Here is a 26297-nt window from a genome sequence, read left to right as displayed (position 1 = left end):
TGAGCGAATGCAATTTTCTAAGATGTTCGTATTAAATATGGGGATGCTTATAACCATAGCCTACTTGGCTAGTGTGTTCTATAAATACATTGTGATACGTGCTTCCTCCAGGTTTAAACAATGGTGCTCCGTGCTGGTTCTTATTTTTGCGGGTTGGATTAGTACGGTATTTGGCTTTCAACTAACAGATGAAGTGATTTTTGACCTCCGGTTTGTTCCATTAATCATTGCTGTTCTGACCTTCAGGCAGTCGTATAGTTTGATTATTATTGGTGCTGGGATAGGCTTGTCCCGATTGACCTTTGGTATTAATGAGGCTACGCTGGCGGCTCTGGGTAACATGGCCATTCTTGGTGTGGTATGTGCTGGGTTAAATATATGGATGAGACGCAGTGACTATAGACTTATTATCAAGGGTGTGCTGGTTATAGTGATTGTTAATGTCGTCAACAGCATCAATATTGCTCTGCTTGGCGTCTTTTCTCCAACATATTTTTTCTCCCATATCATGCCCTACACGCTTCCTACCGGTATTGTACTTAGCCTTATTTTTGCTTTTATCCTGCGGGACTTTCAGAATGAACAGAATCGGATTCTACTTATCCAAAGTACCAACCGCTTATTGTCTGTGCAGAAGGAAGAACTGCAGAAGGCCAAAATTGTACTCGAAGAACGAGCTAAGCAGCTGATGCTGGCTTCACAGTACAAATCCGAATTTCTTGCCAACATGTCGCATGAGCTGCGTACACCGCTCAACAGTGTGATTAACTTTGCACAGATGATCAGTGAGAGCAGCGATACGATGGATCAGGAGGATATCGCTCGGTTTGCATCGATGATTGACCAATCGGGCCAGGAACTGCTTACGTTGATTAATGACATTCTGGATTTGTCAAAAGTGGAGGCTGGGCGGCTTGATATCGTATATGAGGATATTAGTGTGTCACAGCTCGCTGAAGACGTAATGAGTCACTTCCAGCTGGTGGCTGAGAAAAAAGGAATACAGCTGCTGATGAAGAAGGCACCTGACGCACCCGAAACGATGTGGTCTGACCCACAGCGTGTACAGCAAATTCTGCGTAATCTGATGTCCAATGCCATCAAGTTTACGCATAAGGGAGCCGTGCAGTTGACGGTGAGCACCGAACAGTCGGACGAGTCTGAAGGATCAGGAAAATGGTTGGTTTTCTCGGTCAAAGACACGGGAATTGGCATTCCTGAAGATAAGCACCACTCCATTTTCGAAGCTTTCCAGCAAGCTGACGGATCGATTAGTCGCAAATTTGGCGGCACAGGACTTGGCCTGTCCATCAGCCGGGATTTGGCGCGTTTACTGAATGGCTCGATCCGTCTTGAAAGTGTTGAAGGCGAGGGAAGTACCTTCCGGCTCTACCTTCCGCTAAACCATGAAAAAATGAGTTGACAACCATCTTGCTGGGAGTAGAATTTGTGGTGATAACTAGCATCGACCGGCAGTCACAACCCGGTCTAAGGAGTGTATCCACATACAGAAGATGGTCAAAGTTAACCCTCCCTCGTTTGCTGGCAAACGTCGCAAGGGTTCGACACAACGCATCAACTTATCGATCGCAACATGGGAGGGTGTACCGGCAATTATATTGCAAACATTGCTGGGGGGACCATTCTTAACGGGATTTCTGCTTTATCTTGGGGCCGGGTCAAGACACATCGGTTTTGTACTCGCCATAACCACGTTTGTGAATATTGCCCAGATTGGAGCAGCCTTCTGGATGCAGCGTATTCGCAGTCGGAAACGTACGCTGTTGTTATTCGTTGGGGTACATCGCATATTGTGGAGTGCGACGGGATTAATCCCCTTCCTCTTCCCCAAAGAGTGGTGGGTGGGCGTTTATATTGGAATGTACACAGTTGCATTTATATCCAATACCATCGGGGGCATGATCTGGACTTCCCTGATTGGGGACATCGTACCTGCCAAGGTTAGGGGGCGTTATTTCGGCATTCGGAATACGATCCTGAATGCACTTGGAAGCGTATGCTTGTTTGTAGGAGGCATCGTTTTGGACCGTTTTCCGGGCGGGCCGGGCTTCCTCATTCTGTTCATTCCGGTATGGATCTGTGCGATAGCAAATATCGTTATCTACTTCTTTTATCCGGATGTTCCCTTTGAACGTTCAACCGAGACGGTTTTCTGGCGAATGCTGAAGAAGCCTTTTCAAGATCGGTCTTTTCTGAAGGCGGCACTATTTCTGGCCGTTTGGTTATGGATTCAAACTCTGATTGTTCCGCTGTATTCTTATGTGATGCTTGATTTGCTTAACATTAATTATCAGATGGTTTCTCTCATTACGGTGGTTCAGACCATCGTCATGATGGCCGGATTCTATATTTGGGGTAATCTGAACGCACGATTCAGCAACAAAACCTTATTATTTTGGACACTGCCGATTATAGCACTCTCCTGTTTGTCCTGGGGTTTGATGTCGTTCATGCCCGTTTTGGTAGCGCTCTTTTTGTCTCATATCTTTCTTGGTATCGGTGTGGGAGGCTTTAACCAGCTTGCCTTCAACTTTACGATCGGAGATACGCCCAAAAGTGAAAGACCGATGTTTGTCGCCGTCTACTCAGCCTTAACGGGGGTAACATCGTTCCTCGGACCGCTGATTGGCGGTTGGTTGTATGAGAAAATGGAAGAAATGCCGGAAGCGATGACCTGGATTTCTACCTATGGGTTTCAGGTAGGGATTGGTGTTGCCATGCTGCTACTTGCCTTTACGCTGGGACGCCGAGTGCTTCTGAAATCATAATCGCAGAAAATGGAGGGATGAGTATGGAGATTAGCGGGCGAAAGGCCATTGTAATCGGAGCCACAGGTCTGGTGGGCAGCCTGCTCGTCCATAGCTTGCTTCGGCAACCCGAATATGGAATGGTTCGTATTCTGGTCAGGAAGCGACTGGAGCTTGAGCATCCCCAGCTTGAACAATATGTGGTGGACTGGGATCAACTGGGGGATGCCAAGGATTTGTTTCACCATATGGATGACTTGTACTGTTGTTTGGGCACGACGATCAAAAAAGCAGGCAGTCAGGAAAATTTCCGCAAGGTCGATCTTCACTATCCGGTTGAGGCGGCTAAACTTGCGAAAGAGCAAGGGGTATCCCAGATGCTTGTGATTTCCTCCATGGGGGCGAATGCGGGCTCGCGAGTGTTTTATAGTCGAACCAAAGGGGAGATGGAGGAAGCTCTATCCTCCGTTCGTTTCCGTTCCTTGCATATCTTTAGACCATCTCTAATCCTGGGTGACCGGGGGGAGAAGCGTTTTGGTGAACAGCTTGCTGCCCACCTGATGACGTTCATGGATCGCTGGATGAGGGGGAAGGCTGCCAAATACCGAGCGATACATGCTTCAACCATCGCCAGAGCAATGATTAATATGGCGCTCGTCAGGGCCCAAGGCGACCATGTGTACTCCAATGAAGTGATTCATGCCATCGGAACAGAGAATTCCTGAGATGTTTCTTGCCAAGAGGGGATCATGGTATAATAGGCTTCAAAACTTGAGAACATGAAGGAGAACCAGCCCATGAAGAAACCAATCTCTACAGAACAGGCTCCAGGTGCTATCGGTCCATACAGCCAAGCCGTTGCTGCAGGCGATTTCGTCTACACATCCGGTCAGCTTGGCCTGAATCCCCAAACGGGAGAGTTCGGCGCAGATGTACAGGAACAGACCCGCTTATCCTTAAGTAACGTAAAAGCGATCTTGGAAGCGGCAGGCACCAGCATGGATAAAGTCGTAAAAACGACGGTATTCCTGAAAGATATGAACGACTTCGTTCCTGTGAATGAGGTATACAGCACATTTTTCGAACAGCCTTACCCGGCACGCAGTGCAGTTGAAGTAGCTCGTCTGCCGAAGGATGCGCTTGTAGAGATCGAAGTTATTGCCCTGAAGTAGGTCGGGTGTATCTCTTTTTGAGAATTACAATACATAAAAGGCCGATTCCGAATCATGTTGACCGGAATCGGCTTTTTTAAATGATATTACATAGAGTGGGCTTTCCCCACTTAATCACGGTCTTGATTACGGGCAAAGAAGAGCCATACGGCATAGATTGCAAGGACAATTGCAATGATAATCGCCGTATAATAGACGGAGGAAACATCTTTCTGTTTGAGTGCGATGGCAATATATGCCCACGTAAAGACAAGCGGGTAGATGCTGTCCCGATAAGGGAAGCTCACCAGTACAGCCAGCACAAGCCCTACAATCAGCATGATGATCGTCCAGACAGGTTCGCTGATACCGAAACCATCCCAGCCGATTTTGTATAATAGAACAGCCGCGTTAATAATGGTCGCCACACTGACCCAACCGAGATAGATGCTGAACGGCAGCTTAACCAGCCAAATCTCCGCCGTTGTTGGGAGGGTGATGGCACGCGTTTTAAGATACAGCATGATAAGGCACAGCAGAAGCAATACAATAATAAGCAGGGCGAGGCCTGTTTGAAGATTTTGAAAAGCAAAAATCCATGCTACGTTAAAGACGCAGCTTGCCAGAAACCAGTAACCGAGACGGGTGATGGAATCCCTTTTCCACGATGAAGGAAGAAACTGATAGACCACGAAGCCTGCAAGCAGCAGATAGATTAATCCCCAGATGGAGAAGGCGTACCCTGAGGGGGTAAGCAGCACGGGATACATATCGGATACTTCCTTGTTGGTTCTCCCGCCGATGGGTAGGGAATTCGACAGATAGTTCACAACGATAACTGCGATAAAGCCAATCGCGTTTAGCCATTTGTACGGATTGTTACGAGACATTGTACATCCTCCTTGGTTTACAAAAGAATAAATGAACCGCGGGTCAGTCTACAATGAATATACCCAATTCTTCCACATTCTAATTAGGAGCCGCAAAAAATTCACAGGATGCATGACAGGATAACCTGCATTTCCTTCACAGGCTGAATCATGCTCTGTCCAATGTACGCTTAATGAAAAAGGAATATGCTTCAAATAAGGAGGTTGAAGTTTGCTTACGAGAGAGACGATGGAAAAGCAGCAAACCTGGTTCTATGTTGCAGCACTGCTCATTGGTGCAGCAATTGGCCTGGGAAACGCTGAGTGGGGATCTGCTTTGCATTACACAGTGTCACCCGTGCTGGCCATTTTGCTATACAGCATGTTTTCACAGATTCCTTTTTTGCAGTTAAAACAATCGTTATCCAACCTCAGGTTTATCGGCGCTGTTCTAACAGCCAATTTTATCGTTGTACCTGTGATTGTATCGTTGCTAACGTGGATATTCCCGCAATCGCCTGCGGTTCTCATCGGTGTGTATCTGGTTTTGTTAACCCCGTGCATCGATTATGTCATTGTTTTTACCCAGCTTGGACGTGGGAATGAAAAGCTTATGCTGGCTGTAACGCCAATCTTGTTTGTGGTGCAGATGCTGTTACTGCCTTTGTATTTGTGGTTACTGATCGGGAAGGAGACGGCCCAGCTGATGAAGGTGGGGCCATTTGTGGAAGCATTCCTGTTTCTCATTGTTATACCACTGATTCTCGCAATCCTTACTCAGGTGTGGGCGAGGGATAAAGCCGATGGAGAACGGATAATGAATGCAGCAGCGTGGCTGCCTGTTCCGATGATGGCGCTGGCATTAATGGTGGTGGTTTCATCGCAGATTGGCAAGGTGTATTCAGACTTCTCCATTATTGTGAATGTAATTCCTATTTACGTGGCTTTTCTTATATTGATGCCTTTTCTGTCACGCTTGGTGGCGCTTCTGTTCCGATTGGACATCGGTGCCGGACGTGCGCTGATCTTCAGCTCGGCGACCCGTAATTCACTCGTCGTGCTGCCGCTGGCACTTGCTCTCCCGGGAGAATGGGCTACAATAGCTGCTGCCGCCATCGTAACCCAAACCATCGTCGAATTGGCGGGGGAGTTAATCTACATTCGTTTGGTGCCTTCATTCTTCATAAGAGATAAATGAGATATTCATTTAGGTTGTGCTTTACTTCTAAGGTGAGGTCGCTATTCGCTCAAGCTCAAGGGTCACTTCCGCAATGGATTTGCGCGTGTCGATTTCAAACGTAGATCCGGCACGCAGCAGTGGCTCCACCGTATGCACATAGTGAATAATTTCTTCTCGTTCAGCCATGGTCTTTCCGTAAGGATTATTCTGACGGGAAGACACCCGTTCCAAAATAACTTCAAGTGGTGCACTTAATAAGACAATTGCATCAAACATGGGGTAAAACTTCCCTTGATTAGAGACCGTACCCGAAATAAACAGCGCTCCTTCGTTATGGCCCGCAAGAAGTGCCGTGATCCGTTCTTCGTTCCATAACCAACCGGTTCCATCTGGATTTTCACTCCATCCCCCGTAATCCGTATCCACCACATGATGTCCTTTCCTGGCCAGTTCGGCCAAAGCCGTTGACTTTCCCGTACCCGACATTCCTGTAATCAAAATCAGCCTTTTCATTTTGCTAGGTATTCGCCTCCGTTAATGTTTTACGGTATTCTCCGGGTGTTAAGCCTTCCATCTTTTTGAACACTTTGCTGAAGTACTTCTCATCCTGGTATCCAACCATTTCCGAAATTTTAGCGATTCGCAGCGAAGGATTCTGCAGGAGCAGTTTGGCATTGTTAATTCGCAGTTTCCCCAGATATTCGGACCAGTTCAAACCAAACTGCTGTTTAAATTTGCGTGATATATACTCTCGGCTGAGAAAGAACCGTGCAGCGATCTGCTGCAGGGACAGATCCTCCTGATAATGGGCATCTGTGTAGCGTGCAATATCGGTCATGGGATCAGAATGAGTATTGGGATGGAAAGTAAGGGCCTTCCCGGCTGCGAGAAGTCGCTGTTCAAGCAAAGACCGAAGCAGGGGCAGGGACAGCAGTCCTTCCGAGTCCAATGGCAACTCGGCAAAGGGGATGGACTGTTCCTCCACGGCATCCTCATCGGTCGCTGGCGGAGAGTCTGCCGCATCATCAAGCCACCGCCCAAGGATCCATTCCAGTTCTTCCATCCACTGTAGAACCTGTTCAGCAGAGATGCTTTGAAGCTGCGTTATGGGCTTGATCCACTCTGCCACAGCAGTGGCTACACTGGAAGCGCGCCCACTCATCGAAGCAAGCCGCATGGGTTCTTCAAAAGTATTTAAGCGTAAGCCTTTATTCCCTGAGGAAGTCTCGAACGAATCATGGAACCGTTGAGCGTTCTGAAGCGTATTGCGCCGCCATAAACGGAGGCTGGCTTCCTGATAGGCAGCTGAAATTCCGGAAGGATAAGATTTGCATGCAGAGACACCGAAGTGAAGCCGGCGCTGGATGGTCTGCTGCAATCCATCGTTTACCTTCTCGAGCAGGGGCTGAAGAGTGGTGCAGCTTCCCCAATGTAATAATACGATCTCATCAGGTTGATCCAAGTGGCGGAATGCCACGCCTTCTTCTGGTGTGGATAACATCTCGGCACAAATATTCAGAACGGAGAATACAAGAAGATCAGGATGGCTGCGGTATTTCGCCAGACATTCAGCGTCCAAATGGGACAGGCTGGTGACAGCAATATTGCAATTTCCAGCCTTAACCGGGAGATTTAACTCATCCCGCAGCCGCTGAATCTGAGCATGGCCATTGCCGCGTCCAGCGACAAGTTCTGTCAGCAGCCTGTCATGATAGTGGGGGCGCATGCGATTAACCACAATGGACTGGCGTGTTGCCTGCAAACGGACGGATTCTTCTTCCTGCCAAGCGCTCACTGCCTTGGATAGGGAAGCATTTAGTTCATCCGCTTCCACGGGCTTGAGCAGATAATCCATGCCGCCATAACGAATCGCATGCCTGACAAGCTCAAAATCATCATATCCGCTGATCACCAGTACCTTGCTATGCGGAGCGTGGACCGATATCCACTCTAGCAGAGCCATGCCATCCTGACCGGGCATGCGCATATCACTAAGAACAATTTCCGGTTGGTGGGAAGAGATTACTGCTGCGGCTTCATGACCGTCTGCGGCTTCAAGGAGGGTATCAATTCCTAATTCGTCCCAATGCCCAAGCAGCCGAATGGCGTCGCGGACGTGCTTTTCATCATCGACAATAAGTGTTTTCATGTTGTTCACTCCCCCGCGTAAATGTTGAGTCTGATCAGGACACCGTTTGGTTCCAAGTTGCTGATATCAAGAATAGCCATATGCTCCGGCGGCGAGTTCAGTTGGAGCCTTCGCATCACATTCCGAAGGCCGATGGACTCCGATGGATCGGAATCTTGAGCGGCAAGTCCGGAAGACGTGTGAACCAGACTTAGCCATCCCTGAATTTCGGATAACTTGTCCTCAGGTATGGGCGGTCCGTTATTCTCCAGTTGAATTTCGACCCAGTGGTCAGATGTCCTGCGGCTGCTTATACGAATGAAACCTTTACCTGGCTGAACATCCGCTCCGTGCTTGAAGTAATTCTCAATCAATGGCTGCAGGGTCATTCTCGGCAGTTCAATGCGTAACGTATCTTCGGCAAAATCAAGCTGTACTTCAAGGCGGTCGCCAAACCGCTCTTGTTGAAGTTCCAGATACAACCTTGCATGCTCCGCTTCCTCCCGCAAGGTTACACGAGTTTGGTCCCGCATGCTGTAACGCAGCATTTTGGACAGGGAAGAGAGGAGCACGTACACCCGCTGCCCTTGATGCTGGAGGGCGAGTGTGCCTATGGATTGCAGCGTATTGTACAGAAAATGCGGATGGATCTGTGCCTGCAATGCTTTGAGCTGGTTGGTTTTGTTGGCAATTTCCAGTCGGTATTCTCTCAAAATCAGGTTATTTACCGTATCCATCATATCCCGGAAATGACGCGCAAGTACTCCGATCTCATCCCGGCTCTTTAGCCGAATGTCCACATGCAGACGTCCCGCCTGAATCTGGTTCATATAGCGCATTAATTGCTTGAGTGGTCCAGTGATGCGGATCGAGATGAACAGGGTAGCCACGATCACGAGCAGAAGTGCAGCGATGGCAATCATGGCGTTATTCCATGTCAGTGTGGTAGCCCTGGCATATAGCGTCTCATTCGGAATTTGTTTAATGATCGTCCAGTCGGCAAAGGTGCTGCCCATCTGTTGATAGACATACATGGAATGCTCCTGTTCGAAATGTCCCGTTGCGGTTGTACTTATTCCTGTTCGGGAACGTGCTGTATCCAATTCCATGGTTGCTTCCTGCCTTAATTGATCTGTTCCACTGATCTCAGAACGACCTTGGTATATGATCTGATTCTGACCATCCACGACATAGATCTGTTCCTTCTCCGGATCGTATAGCCTGCTGCAGATTGCCGCAATGGTATCCATGTTCAGGTCTATGGCGAGCACACCCAGGCGTTCGGTTGATGGAACATCCTTGATTACACGATGTAATGTAATTACTGTCCGTGCAGGATCATCGGCGGAAGCGGCCTTGAATCCGTAAGTGTGACTCATATGCGCCGATTCTACCCATATATCCGGGCTGTCACTGCCTGTTTCTCCATGAAGGGCGTCGGAATAGGCCTGTTTGCGCTCCTCGCGCTTCGGAAAAGGGCTCATAATTAAAGTGGATTGATTAGCTGCAAAAGAGTGCAAGTAGAGCTGGAATACATCTGGTACAGCTGAGCGAATGGTCTGCAGCGTGGTATATACCTCTGCTACAGCGCGGTAATCCCCAGGGATTTTCGCCAGATTACGCAAAAAGTTGGGATCACTGTAAACCGCAAGTGATGCCCGTGCAACGTTATCCACATAGTTATTGAGATTCGTGGATGCCTGATAGATAAGCCGTTTGTTCTCGGCAACGGCTTGCTCGCGCAGGGCTGTTTTGGTCTGGATGAACGTCATGCTGATGGAAGCCAGCAGTGGAAGGGTGGTGGCGATGAGCATGAAAGCAATTAACTTGGTGCGTATGCTGTAGTATTTTGACATTCGGACACCCCTTCTGGTTGCAGGTTAAGAAAGGACAATATTTTACACCCAACTGTTCACGAGGGTCAGTGTTTCCAAGTGGAATATTGGGGTTTAATAGAAAAAGAGACCAATTCCATCCATCTATAGAAGGGGAGAACGATATGAAGCATCGCAAATCTTCACAGCTGTTACAGCAGCTTGTGTTCGTGGGTCCCTCCATCGTGTTTTTTATTCTCATCATCGTGGTCCCTTTCCTGCTGGGAATGTATTACTCCTTTACAGATTGGAACGGGGTGTCGGAGAATATCAATTGGGTAGGGTTCGACAACTTCCTGCATATTTTTACGAATGACCCCAAGTTCCAAACGGCGTTTTGGTTCACGGTCCGTTTTACGGTGGTCGGTGTGGTATTAACCAATATTATTGGTTTTTTCCTGGCGTACTTTCTGACCAAACCGCTCAAGACGAGAAACATTCTGCGCACGATCTTTTTTATGCCTAACGTGATCGGTGGACTGTTGCTCGGCTTTATCTGGCAGTTCATATTTGTGAAAGGGTTTTCAGCAGTTGGCGACGTAACCGGGTGGTCCTTCTTCAACCTCCCTTGGCTGGGAGACGAACCGACCGCCTTCTGGGGAATCGTCATTGTATTTGTCTGGCAGACTGCAGGGTATCTGATGGTCATCTATATTTCGTCCCTGACCAATGTGTCGCCGGATCTGCTGGAAGCTGCTGAAATTGATGGAGCAAGCCGCTGGCAGGTACTGCGGAGCATTATTCTACCGCTCATTATGCCTGGGGTAACGATCTGCCTGTTCCTGGCGATCTCCTGGTCATTCAAAATGTTCGATCTCAATCTGTCACTTACCAAAGGTGGACCGTTTGGATCGACGGAGTCCGTTGCACTCAACATTTACAACGAGGCATTCGTGAACAACCGTTACGGGATCGGTACGGCAAAAGCACTCATTTTCTTCGTGATCGTTGCGATCATTACGATGATTCAGGTTCGTCTGACGAAGAGCAAGGAGGTAGAGGCATAGATGGAAACGACGAAAAACTACCGCTTCAGTACAATCGTAACCGAGATCATTATGGTATTGATTGGACTCCTGTTCCTGGTTCCGTTCTACTTCCTGTTTGTTAATTCGGTCAAAACATTTGGTGACCTGCTTACCAATTCGGCAGCATGGCCGGAAGTATTTCAATGGGGCAACTATGCAAACGCCTGGGAGAAAATTAAATTCCCTTCGGCACTGATGAACTCGCTTGTCGTCACGGTGGTCAGCAATCTGCTGCTCGTATTGATCAGCTCCATGGCTGCCTACCGGATGGTTCGAAGTGATACCCGATTCAACCGGATTCTGTTCGGCATGTTTATCGCCGCCATGGTGATTCCGTTTCAGTCTATCATGATTCCGCTTGTTACGGTAACCAGTAATCTTGGTCTGATTGACAGTCTGGGTGGGTTAATCATTTGTTATCTCGGATTTGGCGCACCGATGTCTGTCTTCCTCTTCCACGGATTCGTCAAATCGGTCCCACTGGAGATTGAGGAGGCAGCGCGTGTGGATGGCAGTTCTGTATACGGAGTGTTCTTCCGAATTGTATTCCCGCTCATGAAACCGATGTATGTTACGGTCATTATTCTGAACACCCTCTGGATTTGGAATGACTATCTGCTGCCGTCCCTGATCTTGCAGAGTTCCAACCTGCGTACGATCCCGATTGCGACCTTTGCGCTATTCGGTCAATATACGAAGCAATGGGATCTGGCACTGCCTGCCCTTGTGCTGGGCATCATGCCAATCATTATCTTCTTCCTGCTGATGCAGAAGTACATTATTCAGGGCATTACCGCTGGATCAGTTAAGGGGTAGGAGCGAGGGTGAGGTGCTCCAGGATCATGTTGCGCCATCCATCGCTGTTGCTCCCCGGTGGCCAGGATGAATTGAGACAAGGAAGCCACCGGGTATCAAAGGCGAACGCTTCGCTTCTCCGTCGCATCATGCTCCCTCCTACACCTCGCATGGAGGTGTAGGAGGAGAAGGCGCCCGCAGGGCTTGGCACCTTCTCGGAGGCAAGCGTAAGCAAGAAAAGCTAGAAAGACAAGGGTCGAGAAGAGAAGATTATGAAATAAAGAGTAAGGAAGCTGCCAAACAGAAACTACTATAGGGAGAGTGTATGTATGAAAAGAATGACAAAGTTGACGTTGCTCATGCTGATTGCTTTTTCGGTAATGCTCGCAGGTTGTGGCAACGGGGACAAAAGCGGTAGTCCGGTGAATACAGATGCTCAAACGGGCGGAGGAGAGGCTGCAGGGGACAAAACTATCAAAATCTTTCAATTCAAAGTCGAAATTGCGGAAGCGCTTAACCGCCTTAAGGCAGAGTATGAATCCTCGCATCCAGGCATCAAGCTGGACATTCAGACGGTTGGTGGTGGCAGTGACTACGGTGCAGCACTGAAAGCCAAGTTTGCCGCAGGCGAACAGCCGGACATTTTCAACGTTGGCGGATACCGCGAACTGGACACTTGGCTTGAATATCTGGAAGACCTGTCAAATGAAGCTTGGACGAAAGACGTGCTTGAGGTAGCTAAAGAGCCAATGACCAAAGATGGTAAACTCTATGGACAGCCGCTAGCACTGGAAGGCTACGGATTCATTTATAACAAAGACCTTTTTGAAAAGGCAGGCATTACTGAAATTCCAACAACATTGGAACAGTTGGATCAGGCAGCTCAGAAACTTCAGGCAGCCGGCATAACACCGTTTTCGAACGGATATCAGGAGTGGTGGGTGCTTGGCAATCATAACGTAAACGTTGCATTTGCGAATCAGGCAGATCCGGTAAAATTCATTCAAGGCCTTAACGAAGGTACAGAGAAAATTCCAGGCAACCAAGTGTTCACAGACTGGATGAACCTGCTCGATTTAACGCTGAAATACAGCAACAAAAACCCACTTACTACCGACTACAATACACAGGTAACCCTGTTTGCAAGCGGGGAAGCAGCGATGATGCAGCAAGGGAACTGGACTCAAGTGCAGATTGATGGAATCAACCCCGACCTGAATCTCGGTATTCTGCCAATGCCAATTACGAATGAACCGAATGATAAATTGTTTGTAGGTGTACCTAACTATTGGGTTGTGAACAAAAACTCGCAAGTGAAGCCGGAAGCGAAGGAATTCCTGGAATGGCTCGTGACATCGGATATCGGGAAACAGTACATGACCAAAGAGTTCAAATTTATCCCGGCGTTCAGCTCCATTCAAGCCTCGGAAGAGGATCTGGGCGATCTGGCGACAGAGATCATGAAGTACAGTCAGGAAAACAAAACGTTAAGCTGGAACTTTAACCGCTTCCCGGAAGGCGTTCCGCAGGAATATGGCAGCACCATTCAGGCATATGTCGCAGGCAAATCGGATAAAGCGGGATTGCTTGATGCTTTGCAGCAAAACTGGGACAGTCTGAAAAAGTAAAAAAACAGAATGACGTTTATACGTAAGGTGAAGCCGGGAAATGGGCCAGTATCACAAATGTTATCCACAGAAAACAATATCCCCAGGCCATCTAATCCTGTTCGACATTCCACTACAATGACTCATTCCATAGGTCAGCCAGAATATCGTTCTGGTTGGCCTATTTTTTTTATTTTGAAAACCATCCTGAAAGGATAACATGGCTATCTGTATTTCGATTGTGGATAACAACAATGATTATGAATAGGTAAGCTAAAACTTAGCCTAGTACTGGATACTATATGTGGATATCCTTTGAGCATAAGTGTCTACATATGGATGAGAGCTGTGTATAAGTCAGGGCTCGTGTCCAATTCTGCAAAAAGAAAACTTGCAACGAAATAGTTAGTACTATATAGTTCTAAATATGACAAATCAAACATCAAGCTCAGGTTCTGCCAAACCGAGAAGTGCCAATCCGGTCAACCGGACCAAGGCGGTCGAAGTGGCAGCGCAGTTATTTTTGCGTCAGGGATACAGCTATGTCAGCATGGATGAAGTTGTGCGGGTGAGCGGGGTGTCCAAGTCCAATATTTATTATCATTTTAAAAATAAGGAGGAACTGCTTCAGGCAGTGGTACAATACTGGATCGCTCAGTATGAGTCACAAGTCTATTTTTTGCTCAGTCAGCGGGAAAGAAGCGTCGAAGAGCGCGTTAACTCGTTTATAGCCACGTTATCGGCAGGAATTGAAGGGCGCAATTTCGAAGGCAGTTGTCCTTTTATAACGCTCTATATGCAGACACCCGCAAGTGCCCCCGACGTGAAGGCCAGTATCTCCCGATTCTTCCGGGAATTGCAGCCTATGATCGAGAAGCTGTTTCAGCAGGGAGTGGACAGTGGAGAATTCCGTGAAGGCATGGATGCAGGGGCGGTTTCTTCGCTGTTTGTCGCCGCACTGGAAGGATCTCTGGTTCTGGCTGAGACCGCGCGGGATACCGGAATTATAGAACAATCCGTACGTACATTTTGTCAGATGCTTCGTTAAGCGAAGCTCTTTTTTTAGATTAAATTAGTACTGTATAGTTCTAATTAGGAGGAAAGAATAATGAACATAAATTCTACATACTTAAAAACAACTGACATGATGCTTACCCATAAGGTGGACTCAATGGCTGCATCCATTATTTTTATGACAGGCAGTACCGGCTTTATCGGCAAGGAGGCAGTAAAGCAGCTGATAGATGAAAATGTAAAATTGCTACTGCTTATCCGTTCTGAATCGAAAGCCAGAAAGGGCCTGACTTCGTACGGAATAACGGATTTCAGCAGAATTACGTTTGTGCAAGGAGACTTGTCAGTGGAGGGGCTCGGTCTTACTGCAACGGATCGGAAGCGCGCGCTGGAAGCAGACGTCATTATTCATGTTGGAGGAACGATGGACGTGACTCTGGAGCGTAAAGTCGCGGAACAGATATTCATGAATGGGGCACGAGAGGTTGCCGGGCTTGCTGAAGAGATTCAGCGGATAAGAGGTCTAAGACATTTTATCCACGTGGTTGGATTCATGAGTCCTTACGGCCTGCGTAATGAGAAGGGAGAAGGCATGCCCGCGGTCAACGTGGCCCCGAATGAAAGTGCATATGAAGAAATGAAGTTCCACGCTGATCTGTACCTCCGCGAACATGCAGAGAAATACGAATATCCACTGTCCGTTGTGAACCCGAGCACAGTCGTTGGACCGCGTCCCACAGGCGAGACCGAGCAAACAGGTGGTATCGGTCTGCTCATCCAGGCGATGCAAAAAAGGCTTATGCCTGTTGTACCCGGAGGTGCATCTTACTGGCTACCGTTAGTGGAAAATGATGTGGTTGGGCGGACTCTGGTTTTCCTAACCAAAGAGAAAGCCCCAACAGGCGGGACCTATCCACTTCTGGCACGCAAGGAGAACAGTCCCAACATGACGGACCTTCTTCATCTTCTTGCGAAGCAGCTGGACGTGCCAAATCCCAAATGGGCTGTACCATTATCATGGATGCAATTTGCAATGAAATCAGGAGGGGCAAGGATCAGCGGTGTCCCTGCCGAATCGGTTTCCTTTATTACAGACAGAATATGGCATGTGGAAGAGACAGAAGATGTATTTAAACGCATGGGGCAAACATGGCCGGATATCCGGGAGCAGCTTCCGTTCATTACGGCAGATCTGGATTATCGTCTTAGCCATAAATCTTATGAAAGTCTGCCTTCCGGTTGGACCCGCACCCGGGTTGGAAACTTGGCAGCGCTTGGCCGGAAGGGCGAAGGTGAACCGTGGCTAATTGTGCATGGAATGCTGAATTGTGCGGATGAAATGCTGCCTCTGGGAGAACAGCTCCATCAGTTGACTGGCAGCCCGGTCTGGCTGGTTGATCTGGCGGGGTTCGGACGTTCTCCTGTACATAATGGGGAGGAGGCTTTTGAAGGTCAGGTTGATGCACTGCTTACGGCCATTGGCGAGTTTGAAGGTCCGATGAAGATGGTAGGCCATTCTATAGGTGCAGCGATTGCATCTGCGGCGGTGCTCCGCAGTGGACGAACGGATATCCGTCTTGGTTTGCTGCAGCCCGTCGCTCACAATACGAATCCAAACATGCTGCGGTGGGTTTCCCGTTTGCCAAGAGGAACGATCCGTACCCTGCTCAGTCGAAGGGCAGAGAAAAGCTGGAGGCACATGTTAGATGTACACCGTACCCAAGAAGAAGGTACCATTACGGAGTCCACACTGGCTGGAAAAATCAAGTCAAGTCTGCAATCCCCGCGAGTAGCGGGAGCACATGCCGACTTGTTACGATGGATTTACTCCGGCAAAATAAAAAGTGATACCTCAACGTCTTGGATAAGCCCATGGAAGCGGGCAGATCTCGCCAATAGTACATTGGTGGTTTGGGCCAATGAAGATCGGGAATATCACTACCCTGAGGACATGAATCCACAGTTTAGTCGGATTGATATCCCTTACGGGCACTACTTTCCGGTCTTTCAATACAGGGAAACGGCGGCGATTCTTGCCAAATGGTCAGAACCGATACGTTGATTTCGAATTTCGGTCCGAGTTGGGAATGTGCAGGAATTCCGTACAGATTGTCGAAAGGGTCAATTCAAGCGTATAGGAGTACAAAGGGGTTTACCAATGACAGGAGAGATTAGTGAAATGAATCAGCAACGTGTGGAAATCAGTAAAAATGTCTTGATCGAATGCCTGGGGCTGCGTGAAGGTGAGAGTCTCGTGGTTGTGGCGGACGATGCCAAAAGGGAACTCGCAGAATCCATTTATGAGGCGGGAAAAGCACTTGGAGCGGAATCCGTGCTGATGATTATGGCGGAACGGAGCAGATCCGGAGAAGAACCGCCTGTACCTATTGCACAAGCCATGATCCAAGCCGATGTAGCCGTATGTGTGACGAGATACTCCTTAACCCATACACAGGCCCGGAAACAGGCCGCTGCTTCAGGTACACGGGTCGCTACCATGCCTGGCATGACAGAGGATATGTTCATGAATGGTGCCATTACAGCCGAATATCCTCAGGTGAAGGCACTGACCGAGAAGGTAACAGCTTTATTAACCGAGGGCAGCCAGGTCCGGATTGAAAAGGAAGGGCACAGTCTGTCTTTCTCCATCAAGGATCGAAGCGGAGTACCCAGCACGGGAATGTATTTGAACCCTGGTGAATCGGGGAATTTGCCTTCAGGTGAGGCCTTCATTGCACCGGTTGAATGGACAGGTGAAGGTAGCATCGTCGTGGATGGATCTGTTGCTGGCATTGGCGCACTCCGCGAACCGATGACTTTAAAGGTAGAAGAAGGACGGCTGGTTTCAGCCGAGGGTCCGGATGGACAACAGCTGCTGACGATACTGGGCGAAGGGGATGGCCGATACCTCGGTGAATTTGGTATTGGCACCAACAATAAGGCGCGAATTACGGGCGTCGTTCTGGAAGATGAGAAGGTATATGGAACGATCCACGTTGCCTTTGGCAGTAACAACACATTTGGAGGGACGATCGCGGCAGGAGTGCATATCGATGCCGTTGTGCAGAAGCCGGATGTCTATATTGATGACAAGCTGATTATGAAACAAGGCGAGCTGGTTAATTAATAGGATAAAAGAATAGAACTTCTGCAGTCCACAGTGTGTCCACAATGAGGGATAAATGAATAGGTGTTTAAGGCTTTACGTGAGATTTACAAACAAGTACACAACATGTCCACATCAAATTATTGTATATCCACATACGTATACCCATTTATCCACAAACTGTGTGCAATATGTGCACAACTTATCCACAAACGGGGTATAACTTAACCTTTTTCGGGTTAATTCCACTCTCTTTCACCCATATGGATAGTTATCCACAGCGTGACACGCAAAAAAAGACCAGAGATTTGGTGTATAGCCAAACTCTGGTCTTTTTCATGTCGTGTATATTCGTTAGTTTACTTTATTTTATCTCATTTTTCTGCCGTATTGAAACGACTGACTTCACGCAGCAATTGATCTGCATGATCGGACAATGCTTTGGCTGCTTCCGAAATATTGCTGATTGAAAGGGATTGTTCCATGGTGGAAGATGCGGCTTCCTCGGTTGAAGCGGCACTCTCCTCCGCTACAGCAGCGAGCCCTGTAATAACGTCCGATACTTGGGCTGCACCTGTTTTGATCTCATCCATGCCCGAAGTAATCGAGCTGATTTTGTGTATGATTTCATCTACGGAACCACGAATCAGATCAAAGGAAGCCGAAGTTTCTGCCATGGATTCCGATTGGGCCGAGCTATTCAGTCGGAACTGTTCCAATTCGGCTGCGCTTTGCCGGCCTGCTGCATTCAGGTCGTTCAATAACTGGTCAATCTCAGCAACGGAGTGCGAAGATTGTTCGGCAAGCTTGCGAACTTCCCCGGCGACAACGGCGAATCCTCTGCCATGTTCTCCGGCACGTGCAGCTTCAATGGATGCATTCAGGGCCAGTAGATTGGTCTGTGCCGCAATGTTCTGAATACTGCCTGTAATGGCGGATATTTCACCAATTTTGCTAAGCAGCAGCTCATTGGATGTTTCGACCCGACTCGTGGATTCCTGTCCTGCCTGGGACAGATCTGACTGGCGAGCGATTGCACTTTGGCCACTCTCCATCGCGTTATTAACGTCCAATATCGTTTCGGAGGCCTGCCGGGCCTCGTCTGTAATCTGATCAATGATTCCGTTAATTTCGGACACCATTTCGGCTCCGGCTTGAATCGATTCAGCTTGTTCTCCCGCACCTTTGGCAATTTCCTCAATGACCGTCGAGATCTGTCCGGCAATTTCGTTACTGCCCGAAGCATCTTTGAACATCGTCTGGGAAGAAGCTTGGACCTGTTGTGCCGATTGATCGACCTGTCCGATCAAACTGCGTAGTGAAGCAGACATTTCATTGAATGATGAACCCAGTTGTGCAATTTCGTCTTTGCCCTTTACAGCAACCTGAACGGTAAGATCTCCGGCTGCCAACTGCTGGGCACTGTTTTTCATGGCAAGCAAAGGCTTGATTGTTTTTAGAGCAAAGAAGTAGGCGAGAGCTGCCAGAATCAGTGTAAATACAATGATAAAGGCCAGATACAACGTTCTTGTCTTCGTAAACTCGGCCAGGGCAGCTGCCTTGGAAATGGAAGTGGCAACAATCCAATTGGTGTTAGGAATTTTCTCATAATAGATTAATTGACGATCATTATTGTAGGTATATTCGGATAATCCGCTTGGCTCCTTAAGCATCGTGCCCACAATATCGGTGTAGTCGCTTTGATCAGCAAGTGGGGTGTTCAACAACTCCTGATTGGGGTGGGAGAGCACGACACCGGCCTGGTCCAGCAAAAAGGTGAATCCGTTCTCGGTCTGGATGGAGTTAATCTCATCCTTGATAGAATCCAGTGCAATATTTTCAGCGATCGCGCCCTGGAAGTTCCCGTCTGCATCATGGAGAGGCACGCCAATAAAAATGGACTGTACACCGGCTTTGGTCACATAAGCATCACTGTATGTAAGTTGATTGGAGGCTTTGGTTTGCACGTACCAAGGACGTTCGCGAGCGTCGAAGGACGCATCGGGGATAAAGCCTGCTCCATCCATGTATGTTCCGTCCTCAAGGCCGAAATAGATGGTGGCGATATCTTCTTTGTTGGACGGCAGTTGGAATGCCTGCAGATGGTCCATCCCGATCTCATTCAGGGGCACTGTATCTTCAATAACCTTCCCGAGTGTCTCAATCACTTTAGCTTGGGCAATGGCCCATCCGTTAACTTCGGCTGCAGCATATTGAACGGTGCTCTGCAGTTGGTTATCCACAGACTCCGTAGCTTGCTTTTCGATCACGAGAAGGGCGATGTAACTTAGTGGGGCTGCGAGCAAAATACAAATGGCGGTGACGATGACGATGACTTTTGCTTTAAGCGTCATGTTATTCCTCTTTTCTTAAATAAGGTCGTTACAGCAGGTTGTTTCAAATAAGAACTTATAGGGTATATCGACATTTTTCGAGTTTTTTATAGAGAGATTATAGGAAAATTGAACTATAAGAGAAAAAGTCATATGTTTTCAGATTGAAAAGAACTGATTACTACTTCCCAGACCCCCGTTTCGGGCGTTTGGTCGTGATTAAGCAGCTTGTTAAATTGAATGAAGCTCTAAATATTTCGTGGAAAATTGCCGATACACCAAGTAACCTTTAAAAGTGAGAGGGTATGGAGACAACTATGAATGAGGAAGCTCAAGTTCAATACATTAATTTTACGGTCGGAGATCAGTTTTTCGCGCTGCGCATTGAGGAAGTACATGAAATTATTAGGATGATTCCCGTGACCACTGTTCCGTTCGGCAGTCCGGAGATCAGGGGCTTTGGGTCTTTGTACGGCAAGGTGGTTTCCGTCGTTAGTCTTCGGGTTCTGTTGGGCATGCGGGATAAAGAAGATGATGCTTCTACACGTATTATTGTCGTGCCATATAAAGGGGGATTCGTGCCTTTGATTGTGGACACGGTCGATTCTGTGGTGACCTACGATCGGTTTGAAGAACCTGCGGAAGAGCATAAGCGCTTTATGACAGGTGTATTCAAGGAGATCGGACATGCCCCGGATCATACGGCGGGTATTTTGAACCTGGATGTATTGTTAGGCATGCTGACGAGTTTGGGCGAATAAATAGTTTGATGTCATTATATTGGCAGGCGAGTACCTGCACAAAATTCTAATGTTCCTAATCCCATACAGGGGAGAAGGGACATTTTTTTATGCGGATTGAACCTATGAAGAGCGTGTCAGGAGATGGATAAAGCAATTTTTGTGCGTAAAGGTTTTTAAATCCGGGCATTTTCGTATATGATGGAGAGTAACAATGCGAAGGGATGACGGGAGACTGTAATGATGCAATCGCTGTATGGAGTATGGCTTGGTGACGTATTTTTTTGTTTTTCCGGTGAAACATCGGAGCCGCGTGTGGATGCTTGGACCCACGTGGTAAGGAGGCTGAATTTTGGCGACGGAGGTCGTCTGTTTCAGCCTGCCGCTCTGCGCCTTGCGGAGCTGCGCTGGCCCAATCCGATGCGTAATGCTGCGGAAGCCAAGGGTACGAAGCGGCGCCAATTGCTTGGACGGACGCTGGAAGGGCTTGCGATCTCGCCCAAAGATACATTTAAACTGCTGCTCCATTGGGATGACAGCATATTGAAGGCTGCGGGGATTCAGGCAGGTGAGGAGATCCGCTACTGGATAAAAGCAGCACAGTTCACACAGGAGCTGCTGCTGCGCGGAGAGATTGCGCCTTCTGCCCAATTCGCGGCCAAAACCGGGGCGCGGCGACGTACGGGACAAGAAACGCTGACAGGTGTCTGGCGTCCCCGTCTGTCTCAGGAAGCAGATGTGGAACGCTTCCGTGAACTGGCGGAAGCCATGCCGCCGATCGGTTTGTCTGCACCTGGTGCATACGCTTCCTCTGAGCCGGAATCTCGGGAGGAGGCAGGAGCTGCTGTCCTGTTTTCATTCATGAGCGGCATGATTCATGCTGTCGTGACAGGAGAACTTGAAGGGATGGACAGTGACTTGTCAAGATACCGCACCCCGTTTCGGCGCGGATCTTCTCCTGTAGCCGAACTGTGGTGGAACAGCCTGATCTCGATGTTCCGCCCTGTGACTGTGCAGGGGCCGACGGAGGAAATGGCAGAGCTGATAGAGACATTGCAAGAAGCAGGGGGCACAGGAATGCCGGTGGTCGGCAGTGAGGAAACCGCACCTGCGGAAGGTGAACTGAAATTGGTGCTCCGGCTTGAGCCGCCTCTTGGCGAGCATGAAACGTTGTGGGGAATAACCTTTTGGGCAGATAGCGCACAGGAGGCTGGTCTGAGATTGCCTGCACGTACCATCTGGGCTCATCCGGATCGGGACCTGGATCGAGGAAAGGTGCGTTACGTATCTGCGGCAGAGCAGCTGCTCATGGCCCTCGGTCAAGCCAGTGAATTGGCACCTGAACTGGAAATAGCCCTGCTTCAGCCCCGACCGGAAGGGATAAAATTGGAGCAGCAGTCCTTTTTTGAGTTTTTGACTCATGCGGTGCCGCGTTTGCAAAAGGCAGGAATAACCGTGCTTATGCCATCCCGCTGGAGTCGTGCGGGCAGGCGGAAAGCCGGGCTGCGTCTGCAGATGCTCAATCGTGGCACGGAACGGGCACCTGGCGCTCCGAATGCATTGGGGATGGAGCAGCTGGTTGCTTTCAAGGCAGAACCGATGCTGGACGGCAAGCCTGTTACGGCGGAGGAGCTTGCTGCGTTGGCCGAAGCCTCGGTACCTTATGTGATGTTCCGCGGCGAATGGATCGAAGTCGATACCAAAGAGATTCGCCAGGTTCTGCGTTATATGAAAAAAGAAGAAGAACAATACATGCCGTTATCCGAATGGCTTCATCTGGCTGCAGAGGAAGGCGAGGATGCAGCATGGAAGGGACTGTCTGTTTTTGGAGCCGAATCCGAAGGTCTGCTCTCCTTCCTGCTGGATGGACAGGTGCTTCGCAGTATCGAGCCGCGTCAGGTGCCCGCAGAGCTGCATGGGGAACTCCGGCCATACCAGGAGCGCGGGTACCAATGGTTGTCTGCCATGCGTGAGCTGGGGTTCGGCGTATGCCTCGCGGACGATATGGGTCTCGGAAAGACCATTCAGGTGATCACATGCCTGCTGGACCTGAAACATGAGGAACAGCAGGCAGCGGCTGAAGAAGCGCGTGAAAATGAGATATACGGTTCGGGTGATTCATTGGAGCCTGGCGAGATTGCGCCTGCAGAGGCTGTCCACTTGCCTGCGCTCATCGTCTGCCCGACTTCTCTGCTCGGCAACTGGCAGCGTGAGCTCAAAAGATTCGCCCCAAATCTGTCCCTGTACATCCATCATGGGGGACAGCGGCTGCATGGCAGCGCATTTCAGACCGAGGCACAGGCACATGATATCGTACTAACGACCTATCATCTGGCTGGCCGGGACGGACCGGACCTTGCCTCATTGCATTGGTCAACCGTGGTCCTTGATGAAGCCCAATATATCAAAAACTATCGCACCAAGCAGGCGCAGAGCGTGATGCGTTTATCGGCGCCTCACCGGATTGCCATGACCGGTACCCCGGTCGAAAACCGCCTGAGCGAGCTGTGGTCCATTTTCCAATTCCTCAATCCCGGATACCTCGGAACGGCTTCATCGTTCCGTCAGCGATACACCGGAATGGGAACCTCCGAAGAAAACAGCACGTCCCTGCGTGAGCTTCACCGGCTTGTCTCGCCGTTCATGCTGCGCAGGCTCAAAAGTGATCCGGACATCCGCAAGGATCTGCCTGAGAAGCTGGAGCTGAAATCGTACTGCTCGCTGACACCGGAGCAAACGATCCTATATCAACGTGTGGTGGATGATCTGATGGGTGGACTTGATGGCAGGAACGGCATTGCCCGAAAAGGGATTGTATTATCGTCGCTCACCAAACTGAAGCAAATCTGCGACCATCCGGTACTGGCCGACAGCAGTCGTAAGGATCATGCCAAAGTGGAGGCATCCGGCAAAATGGAACGCCTGCTTGAATTGGTTGATGCGATCCGTGACAACGGGGAATCGGCACTCATTTTCACTCAATATGTGGCCATGGGCGAGCTGTTGGTATCACGCCTTACGCAGCGATATGAGGAAGAGCCGTATTTCCTGCATGGCGGCGTATCCAAGGCACAAAGGGATGAGATGGTGGAAACGTTCCAAAAGGGCGAGGGCCCATCACTATTCGTTCTATCCCTCCGGGCTGGTGGGGTAGGCCTGAATCTGACGCGTGCCAGCCATGTCATCCACTATGATCGCTGGTGGAATCCGGCGGTGGAGAACCAGGCCACGGACCGGGTGTTCCGAATTGGGCAGAACCGAAACGTGCAGGTTCACAAATTGATCTGCCAGGGTACGCTGGAGGAACGCATAGATGAGTTGATCGAGAGCAAAAAGGCACTTTCCGAACAGGTGGTTGGTTCCGGGGAAAACTGGCTGACCGAAATGTCGGATGACGAACTGCGTGGACTGATCTCGCTTCAGGGTGAGACGTGGTTATAAGCTTGACAAGTATATTGGTGGGCGACCATATGAGAAGGGGGAAGATTATGAGCGAAAAATGGAATGTGGAGCTGCATATGTCCCCCGGTGGATGGACAGCGGAGGTAAGTGAGGCTGCTGAAGCGCATCAGAACGCCTCAGCAGCCGCGGAGCAGGCGGGCACAGCCAACGGCCTGGTCACGGTAACAGGCACGCTGCCGCAGATCAGCGAAGCCGCACGCGAGGCCGTCCTGGCCGAGCTGCGCAAACGGCCGCTGGCCCTGTACGCGCTGCTGCGCGGCGGCCCTGCCCCGGCGGAGCTCGCGGGGCTGCTGCCTGCTGCGCCGGCCGCTGCGGCATGCACCTGCGGCCGTGCAGACTGCGCGCACGCTGCGGCTGCGGAGCAAGCCATCGCTGCGCGCTTCGCGGCCGAGCCGCTGCTGCAGCTGGCGCACGCCGGCCTGCCGCGCGAAGCGCTGCTCGCCGGCGTGCTTGGATCATGGGCGGAGGAACTGGCCCATGATCCAAGCGGCGCGGGCCGCGCCGCGGAGACGGCGGGCCGCCCGCAGGCACGGGGCGGCGAAGGCGGCGCTGCCGTCGGCGAGTGGATCGCCGAGGCGGCCGCAGACGGCGCAATGCACCAGCCGGGGCCTGGCTTCGGCGCCGTGAAAGTGCGGCTGGCGCAGCCGGGCAAGCCCCCGGCAACGCCGGAACTGGCCGCGCTGCTGCCGGGAGTGCCCGTAGCAGCAGGCCTGACCATGATCCGCGAGCGTGTAGCTGCGCGGATCTGGCAGGCTGTCCAGAAGAAGAAGGACAGCCCGGCAACCAAATCATAACAGGCATGAAGCGGGGGAGATCTTAGATCACCCTCGCTTATTTGTCTGTTTGAGATATGGCCTCATGGCTACCAGTTGGAAAGGATATCAACTCCAACTTTAATCTGGATCTGTTGATTAAACGTTGGGATGATGCCCTAAAAGTCCGAAAAACGGCCGAATAAGCCGCGCACCCTACTTCGCGCGAAGGTCATTCCCTGCCAGTGAGCTCTGGAGCGGTGGAGCTTCCCTGCAATTTGATGTATACTGTCGCAGGGGAAGGAATGCCCCGGAACGTATTCTTTTTTTGTCATGATTATATTGCGATAGGAGTTTTTTTAATGAAATCACGAACAGGAAGACAGCGCCATATTGTGGTATTGCTGTCCTCGCTTATGATATGCGGAGCTTTGCTGTCCGCCTGCCAGGATGGATCGGGATCAGAGGAAAATCAGAATCTGAATGCAGCAGGTGATACACAGCAGGAATCGGACGGGACTACGGTGCATTTTACTGAGGACAATGGAGATGACGGCGACAAGACAGGCGGCAGCGAGACAGATCAGTCATCAACTGGTGAGAACGGGGATTCCGGCGATGCTTCTACAGATGAAGAGCAAGACTCTCCGGATGCTGGCAATGAGACGGCAGCCGATGACGAACTGATGGAGAAGCGCAGCGTCAGCGCGATGCAAAGTACGATTGACAGCCAATCCGTCGTTACCAATGCGGAGGCCATGACGGTCATTGTAAACAAGCAGCGCAGCCTGCCCGAAGGCTATGAGCCAAACGATCTGGTAGAGCCGAATGTACCGTTTTCCTTCGATGGTCCTCATGAGAAGCGTCACATGCGGAAGGAAGCCGCAGAAGCGCTGGAGAAGCTGTTTGCAGGAGCTGAGGCGGACGGCATCGAGCTGCGCGCGGTGTCTGGATACCGTTCATATGAGCGCCAGGTATCTATCTACAACAACAATGTGCAGACCAAAGGTCAGGAATATACGGATCGTGTGAGCTCTAAGCCGGGCAGAAGCGAACATCAGACGGGTCTTGCGATCGATGTATCCAGCCCGAGTGTAGGGAATGCGCTGGAAGAAGTATTCGGAACCTCGAAGGAAGGCGAGTGGCTGGCGGAACATGCTGCAGACTACGGCTTCGTCATCCGCTATCTTAAAGGTGAGGAAGACATCACCGGTTACGTCTACGAGCCTTGGCACATCCGGTATGTCGGAACCGATTTGGCACCTGACATTGTGAAGAGCGGGTTGACATTGGAAGAATACTTTGATGAGGCCAATATTAAACTGTAAGCAGAATGCGTGCAGCGTATTTCTATTCGTGCCTCATGAAACTAAAGTCCCGTGAACGTTACTGGTTGCTTCGCAGCTGGTTTCGCACACGGGGCTTTTTTTTGCAATTACAATTACAACTCCGACTCACCTAATTTTTGGTATTCGAAATGTGACCGGCCT

The 26297-nt window shown here is 49.8% G+C and carries 20 protein-coding genes; 15 read left to right on the top strand and 5 right to left on the bottom strand.

Annotation, left to right across the window (positions count from 1 at the left end; all coding sequences use genetic code 11):
* The first annotated feature begins 7 nt into the window (after positions 1-7).
* From ABGV42_RS18585 to ABGV42_RS18570, 4 genes are all read left to right on the top strand, one after another.
* Complete coding sequence (locus ABGV42_RS18585) at positions 8-1423, top strand: sensor histidine kinase (RefSeq protein ID WP_347382959.1); 1416 nt, start codon at positions 8-10, stop codon at positions 1421-1423.
* A gap of 205 nt (positions 1424-1628) precedes the next feature.
* Positions 1629-2789 carry an MFS transporter gene (locus ABGV42_RS18580; protein WP_347383288.1) on the top strand — a complete coding sequence of 387 codons (1161 nt, stop codon included), beginning with the start codon at positions 1629-1631 and terminating at the stop codon, positions 2787-2789.
* A 23-nt stretch (positions 2790-2812) separates the two neighbouring features.
* Positions 2813-3493, top strand: a complete 681-nt coding sequence (locus tag ABGV42_RS18575; protein ID WP_347382958.1) for an oxidoreductase — start codon at positions 2813-2815, stop codon at positions 3491-3493.
* Positions 3494-3565: 72 nt separating this feature from the next.
* A complete protein-coding gene (locus ABGV42_RS18570; RefSeq protein ID WP_347382957.1) occupies positions 3566-3940 on the top strand; it encodes a RidA family protein in 375 nt (124 codons plus the stop codon).
* Positions 3941-4050: 110 nt separating this feature from the next.
* Here the strand turns inward: ABGV42_RS18570 and ABGV42_RS18565 are convergent, their stop codons facing one another.
* Entirely contained in the window at positions 4051-4809 is a 759-nt protein-coding gene (locus ABGV42_RS18565) for a tryptophan-rich sensory protein (protein ID WP_347382956.1), read from the bottom strand.
* Positions 4810-5038: 229 nt separating this feature from the next.
* On the opposite strand from ABGV42_RS18565, the gene ABGV42_RS18560 reads away from it, so the two are divergent.
* Positions 5039-5986: an arsenic resistance protein gene (locus tag ABGV42_RS18560; RefSeq protein ID WP_347383287.1), complete on the top strand. Its 948-nt coding sequence runs from the start codon at positions 5039-5041 to the stop codon at positions 5984-5986.
* Between the two features lie 27 nt (positions 5987-6013).
* On the opposite strand, the gene ABGV42_RS18555 is transcribed toward ABGV42_RS18560, so the two are convergent.
* The 3 genes from ABGV42_RS18555 to ABGV42_RS18545 are packed head-to-tail and all read right to left on the bottom strand — an operon-like array spanning position 6014 to position 9952.
* Positions 6014-6481, bottom strand: coding sequence for an AAA family ATPase (locus ABGV42_RS18555; protein WP_347382955.1), 468 nt, complete (start codon positions 6479-6481; stop codon positions 6014-6016).
* A gap of 4 nt (positions 6482-6485) precedes the next feature.
* On the bottom strand, positions 6486-8117 hold the full coding sequence (locus tag ABGV42_RS18550) for a response regulator (protein ID WP_347382954.1): 1632 nt from the start codon (positions 8115-8117) through the stop codon (positions 6486-6488).
* A gap of 5 nt (positions 8118-8122) precedes the next feature.
* Complete coding sequence (locus ABGV42_RS18545; RefSeq protein WP_347382953.1) at positions 8123-9952, bottom strand: cache domain-containing sensor histidine kinase; 1830 nt, start codon at positions 9950-9952, stop codon at positions 8123-8125.
* Between the two features lie 143 nt (positions 9953-10095).
* On the opposite strand from ABGV42_RS18545, the gene ABGV42_RS18540 reads away from it, so the two are divergent.
* The 6 genes from ABGV42_RS18540 to ABGV42_RS18515 all read left to right on the top strand — a co-directional run bounded on the left by ABGV42_RS18540 (position 10096) and on the right by ABGV42_RS18515 (position 17541).
* Complete coding sequence (locus tag ABGV42_RS18540; RefSeq protein WP_347382952.1) at positions 10096-10977, top strand: carbohydrate ABC transporter permease; 882 nt, start codon at positions 10096-10098, stop codon at positions 10975-10977.
* Complete coding sequence (locus ABGV42_RS18535; protein WP_347382951.1) at positions 10978-11814, top strand: carbohydrate ABC transporter permease; 837 nt, start codon at positions 10978-10980, stop codon at positions 11812-11814.
* Positions 11815-12122: 308 nt separating this feature from the next.
* Entirely contained in the window at positions 12123-13421 is a 1299-nt protein-coding gene (locus ABGV42_RS18530) for an ABC transporter substrate-binding protein (RefSeq protein ID WP_347382950.1), read from the top strand.
* Positions 13422-13827: 406 nt separating this feature from the next.
* On the top strand, positions 13828-14448 hold the full coding sequence (locus ABGV42_RS18525) for a TetR/AcrR family transcriptional regulator (protein WP_347382949.1): 621 nt from the start codon (positions 13828-13830) through the stop codon (positions 14446-14448).
* Between the two features lie 60 nt (positions 14449-14508).
* The gene (locus tag ABGV42_RS18520; RefSeq protein ID WP_347382948.1) at positions 14509-16476 is read left to right on the top strand and encodes an alpha/beta fold hydrolase; all 1968 of its coding nucleotides are present in this window, start codon (positions 14509-14511) and stop codon (positions 16474-16476) included.
* A 117-nt stretch (positions 16477-16593) separates the two neighbouring features.
* On the top strand, positions 16594-17541 hold the full coding sequence (locus ABGV42_RS18515) for an aminopeptidase (RefSeq protein WP_347382947.1): 948 nt from the start codon (positions 16594-16596) through the stop codon (positions 17539-17541).
* A 353-nt stretch (positions 17542-17894) separates the two neighbouring features.
* Here the strand turns inward: ABGV42_RS18515 and ABGV42_RS18510 are convergent, their stop codons facing one another.
* A complete protein-coding gene (locus ABGV42_RS18510) occupies positions 17895-19874 on the bottom strand; it encodes a methyl-accepting chemotaxis protein (RefSeq protein WP_347382946.1) in 1980 nt (659 codons plus the stop codon).
* 296 nt (positions 19875-20170) lie between these two features.
* On the opposite strand from ABGV42_RS18510, the gene ABGV42_RS18505 reads away from it, so the two are divergent.
* The 4 genes from ABGV42_RS18505 (at position 20171) to ABGV42_RS18490 (ending at position 26135) form a co-directional block, all read left to right on the top strand.
* Complete coding sequence (locus ABGV42_RS18505; RefSeq protein ID WP_347382945.1) at positions 20171-20614, top strand: chemotaxis protein CheW; 444 nt, start codon at positions 20171-20173, stop codon at positions 20612-20614.
* A gap of 219 nt (positions 20615-20833) precedes the next feature.
* Positions 20834-24034: a DEAD/DEAH box helicase gene (locus tag ABGV42_RS18500; protein WP_347382944.1), complete on the top strand. Its 3201-nt coding sequence runs from the start codon at positions 20834-20836 to the stop codon at positions 24032-24034.
* A gap of 47 nt (positions 24035-24081) precedes the next feature.
* The gene (locus ABGV42_RS18495) at positions 24082-24849 is read left to right on the top strand and encodes a hypothetical protein (RefSeq protein WP_347382943.1); all 768 of its coding nucleotides are present in this window, start codon (positions 24082-24084) and stop codon (positions 24847-24849) included.
* 320 nt (positions 24850-25169) lie between these two features.
* Complete coding sequence (locus ABGV42_RS18490) at positions 25170-26135, top strand: M15 family metallopeptidase (RefSeq protein WP_347382942.1); 966 nt, start codon at positions 25170-25172, stop codon at positions 26133-26135.
* Positions 26136-26297 lie beyond the last annotated feature (162 nt).

This window comes from Paenibacillus pabuli (genome assembly GCF_039831995.1).
Lineage (GTDB): Bacteria > Bacillota > Bacilli > Paenibacillales > Paenibacillaceae > Paenibacillus > Paenibacillus pabuli_C.
Note: the sequence above shows the minus strand (reverse complement) of the source record. Positions and strands in the feature narration are given on the sequence as shown.

Coding starts and splice junctions, on each gene's coding strand:
- ABGV42_RS18520 (WP_347382948.1), top strand. CDS start 14,509: ATGAACATAAATTCTACATACTTAAAAACAACTGACATGATGCTTACC.
- ABGV42_RS18555 (WP_347382955.1), bottom strand. CDS start 6,481: ATGAAAAGGCTGATTTTGATTACAGGAATGTCGGGTACGGGAAAGTCA.
- ABGV42_RS18525 (WP_347382949.1), top strand. CDS start 13,828: ATGACAAATCAAACATCAAGCTCAGGTTCTGCCAAACCGAGAAGTGCC.
- ABGV42_RS18495 (WP_347382943.1), top strand. CDS start 24,082: ATGAGCGAAAAATGGAATGTGGAGCTGCATATGTCCCCCGGTGGATGG.
- ABGV42_RS18490 (WP_347382942.1), top strand. CDS start 25,170: ATGAAATCACGAACAGGAAGACAGCGCCATATTGTGGTATTGCTGTCC.
- ABGV42_RS18560 (WP_347383287.1), top strand. CDS start 5,039: ATGGAAAAGCAGCAAACCTGGTTCTATGTTGCAGCACTGCTCATTGGT.
- ABGV42_RS18570 (WP_347382957.1), top strand. CDS start 3,566: ATGAAGAAACCAATCTCTACAGAACAGGCTCCAGGTGCTATCGGTCCA.
- ABGV42_RS18535 (WP_347382951.1), top strand. CDS start 10,978: ATGGAAACGACGAAAAACTACCGCTTCAGTACAATCGTAACCGAGATC.
- ABGV42_RS18565 (WP_347382956.1), bottom strand. CDS start 4,809: ATGTCTCGTAACAATCCGTACAAATGGCTAAACGCGATTGGCTTTATC.
- ABGV42_RS18530 (WP_347382950.1), top strand. CDS start 12,123: ATGAAAAGAATGACAAAGTTGACGTTGCTCATGCTGATTGCTTTTTCG.
- ABGV42_RS18500 (WP_347382944.1), top strand. CDS start 20,834: ATGATGCAATCGCTGTATGGAGTATGGCTTGGTGACGTATTTTTTTGT.
- ABGV42_RS18585 (WP_347382959.1), top strand. CDS start 8: ATGCAATTTTCTAAGATGTTCGTATTAAATATGGGGATGCTTATAACC.
- ABGV42_RS18540 (WP_347382952.1), top strand. CDS start 10,096: ATGAAGCATCGCAAATCTTCACAGCTGTTACAGCAGCTTGTGTTCGTG.
- ABGV42_RS18515 (WP_347382947.1), top strand. CDS start 16,594: ATGAATCAGCAACGTGTGGAAATCAGTAAAAATGTCTTGATCGAATGC.
- ABGV42_RS18510 (WP_347382946.1), bottom strand. CDS start 19,874: ATGACGCTTAAAGCAAAAGTCATCGTCATCGTCACCGCCATTTGTATT.
- ABGV42_RS18575 (WP_347382958.1), top strand. CDS start 2,813: ATGGAGATTAGCGGGCGAAAGGCCATTGTAATCGGAGCCACAGGTCTG.
- ABGV42_RS18550 (WP_347382954.1), bottom strand. CDS start 8,117: ATGAAAACACTTATTGTCGATGATGAAAAGCACGTCCGCGACGCCATT.
- ABGV42_RS18505 (WP_347382945.1), top strand. CDS start 20,171: ATGAATGAGGAAGCTCAAGTTCAATACATTAATTTTACGGTCGGAGAT.
- ABGV42_RS18545 (WP_347382953.1), bottom strand. CDS start 9,952: ATGTCAAAATACTACAGCATACGCACCAAGTTAATTGCTTTCATGCTC.